Below are 2,886 nucleotides of genomic sequence, written 5' to 3'. Positions count from 1 at the left end.
GCGTCGGCCTCGCGCCGCGACTTCGCCCGCGGCTACTTTCTCGACGAGGCGACGATCCGGCGCGACCTCGCCGCCTGCGGCCCCGAGGCGGCCGCGCCGTCGCCCCGTCTCTCGCCCCTGCGGGAGGCGGCGCTCGCCGGCCTGCCGCCGGCCCGCATCCACACCGCGGAGTACGACCCCGTCCGCGACGAGGGCGCGGCCTATGCCGAGCGGCTGGAGAGGGCCGGCATCGAGGCCGCGCACAGGTGCCACGCCGGCATGATCCACTTCTTCTACGGCCTCGGGCGGCTGGTGCCGCGCGGCCGGCCGATCCTGTCGGCAATCGCCTGCGACTTCGCCGAGTGCCTCGCGGGACACCCCCAGCAACCTGTCCTGAAGGAGAGCCCCCATGTCCCTGCGTGAGACCGTCTTCGCCGAGATCGCCGCCATCGCCGCCGAGCAGGAGAAGGCGATGCCGCCGATCACCGACGACCTCGTGATGCTCGACACCGAGTTCGACTCGCTCTGCTTCGCCCTGCTAGTGGCGCGGATGGAGGATCTCACCGGCGCCGACCCGTTCGGCGAGATGGACGCCTCCGACCTGCCGGTGACGGTGGGCGACCTCGTCGCCCTCTACGAGCGCGCCGCGAACCGGCAGGCGGCCTGACCCCGATGATCCTGCGCGAGAGACTTCTGGCGGCGGGCGGACTCGAGGGCCTGTTCCTGTCCGACCACCGCAGCCGACACGATCTCGCCGGGATCGTCTCCGGCGAGCGCGACGCCACCGCGACGGCAGCGCTCGCCGGCCGCCGGGTGCTGCTCGCCGTCGGCGGGCAGATGGCGGCCGCGCGCGCCATGATCGCGCTGGACGGCCTCGCCGCCCGGCTCGCCCTCGTCCCGCCGAAGCTCGCGCCGGAGCACATCGCCCGGATCGCGACGGATGCCGAGGCCGAGATCTGCGTCGCCGACGCCGAGGGGCTGGCCCCCGAGGCGCTGCCGGGCCTGCCCCGCATCGACGCCGCCGACGTCTTTTTCCGCGCGGGCTCCGGGACGAAGCGGGAGACCGAGTGGGCGCTGGCCACCTCCGGCACCACCGGCGCGCCGAAGCTCGTCGCCCACACCCTCGACGGGCTGGCCGGCGGCATCAACACCGCCGCGGCCCCGGAGCCCGGCACGGTGTGGAGCACCTTCTACGACATCCGCCGCTACGGCGGTCTGCAGGTCTTCCTGCGGGCGATGCTCGGACCGTCCTCGCTCGTGCTCTCCGACGCGGGCGAGCCGGTGCGCGACTATCTCGTCCGCGTCGGGGCCGAGAACGTCACCCACATCCTCGGCACGCCCTCGCACTGGCGCCTGGCCCTGATGAGCGCGGCGCTCGACCGGCTGAGCCCCCGCTACGTGCGGCTCTCGGGCGAGATCGCCGACCAGACCATCCTCGACGCCCTGCGCGCCGCCTTCCCGCAGGCGCGCATCGCCCACGCCTACGCCTCGACCGAGGGCGGCGTCGGCTTCACCGTCGAGGACGGGCAGGAGGGCTTTCCCGCCTCCCTGATCGGGACGCGCGCCGGGATCGAGATCGCCGTGCGCGAGGACAGCCTGTTCGTGCGCTCGCGCCGCACCGGCCGACGCTATCTGGGGGCCACGCCCGAGGCGCTGATCGCCGAGGACGGCTTCGTCGACACCGGCGACCTCGTGGAGCGCCGCGGCGCGCGCTACCACTTCCTCGGCCGGCGCAGCGGCGTGATCAATGTCGGCGGCGCCAAGGTGCAGCCGGAAGAGGTCGAGACGGTCATCAACGTGTTTCCGGCCGTGTCGATGTCCCGCGTGCGGGCGCGCCCGAACCCGATCCTCGGCGCGGTGGTCGAGGCGGAGGTCGTCCTGCGCGCCGATGCCGACGCGGACCGCCCCGCGCTCAAGAAGGCGATCATCGCCCATTGCCGCCCGCGGCTGGCCGGCCACAAGGTGCCGGCAAGCGTGACGTTCGTGGACGCGCTGCCGATCACCTCGGGCGGCAAGCTGGTGCGGAGGGGCGCGTGAACGACGATCTCAAGACCGGGCGCCTCGTCGTCGTCACGGGGGCGAGCCGCGGGCTCGGCCTCGCCATGGCCGAAACGCTCGCCGCCGACGGATTCCGCGTGGTGGCGCTGGCGCGACGCCCGAGCGAGGCCCTGGAGGCGGCGCAGGAGACCGCCGGCCCCGGCCGGATCGCCTTCATGGCCGCCGATCTCGGCGCGATCGACGCGCTCCAGCCGCTCGCCCAGAGGATCCGGGCAGAGCACGGACCGGTCTACGGCCTCGTCAACAACGCCGCGCTCGGCACGCCGGGCCTGCTCACGACGATGCCGGCGGCGAAGATCGCCGAACTCGTCCACCTCAACACACTGGCGCCGATGGTGCTGACCAAGTACCTCGCCCGCGGGATGATGAGCGCGGGGGCGGGCCGGATCGTCAACGTCAGCTCGATCATCGCGTTCACCGGCTACAACGCGCTCTCGGTCTACGCCGCCACCAAGGCGTCGATGATCGGCTTCACCAAGTCGCTGGCCCGCGAGGTCGGGCGGCTCGGGGTCACGGTGAACGCGGTGGCGCCGGGCTTCATCGAGACGGCGATGACCGGCGAGATGGACGAGGCCGAGCGCGGGCGGGTGGCCAACCGCAGCGCCCTCAAGCGGCTGGCCGAGCCGCAGGACGTGGCCGACGCCGTCGCCTATCTGATGTCGGACCGGGCCCGGAACGTCACCGGCACGGTGCTGACCATCGACGCCGGCAGCACCGCCTGATTCCGTTTTCGATCGATTCTGCCGGTGCCGCCCCCGTCATCGCGAGGCTCAGCGAAAGCGATCCAGGGCGGCCCCTTCCGGAGAGGTCGCGCTCTGGATCGCTTCGCTGACGCGCGCGATGACGGGG

Annotated in this window: 4 protein-coding genes; all 4 read left to right on the top strand. The window is 73.3% G+C overall.

What is annotated here, in order from left to right:
- Positions 1-402: alpha/beta hydrolase fold domain-containing protein (locus MFF42_RS22090; protein WP_238257787.1), on the top strand; the 402-nt coding region annotated here is incomplete at its 5' end.
- The gene (locus tag MFF42_RS22085; protein ID WP_238257786.1) at positions 389-646 is read left to right on the top strand and encodes an acyl carrier protein; all 258 of its coding nucleotides are present in this window, start codon (positions 389-391) and stop codon (positions 644-646) included. The genes MFF42_RS22090 and MFF42_RS22085, both read left to right, overlap by 14 nt.
- 5 nt (positions 647-651) lie before the next feature.
- A complete protein-coding gene (locus tag MFF42_RS22080; protein ID WP_238257784.1) occupies positions 652-2,016 on the top strand; it encodes a class I adenylate-forming enzyme family protein in 1,365 nt (454 codons plus the stop codon).
- Entirely contained in the window at positions 2,013-2,759 is a 747-nt protein-coding gene (locus MFF42_RS22075) for an SDR family NAD(P)-dependent oxidoreductase (RefSeq protein WP_238257783.1), read from the top strand. Before MFF42_RS22080 ends, MFF42_RS22075 begins: the two co-directional genes overlap by 4 nt.
- Positions 2,760-2,886: the final 127 nt, after the last annotated feature.

This window comes from Methylorubrum podarium (assembly GCF_022179745.1).
In the GTDB taxonomy this organism is placed as follows: Bacteria; Pseudomonadota; Alphaproteobacteria; order Rhizobiales; family Beijerinckiaceae; genus Methylobacterium; species Methylobacterium podarium.
The sequence above is the reverse complement of the archived record's forward strand: the minus strand, read 5'-3'. Positions and strand labels throughout refer to the sequence as shown.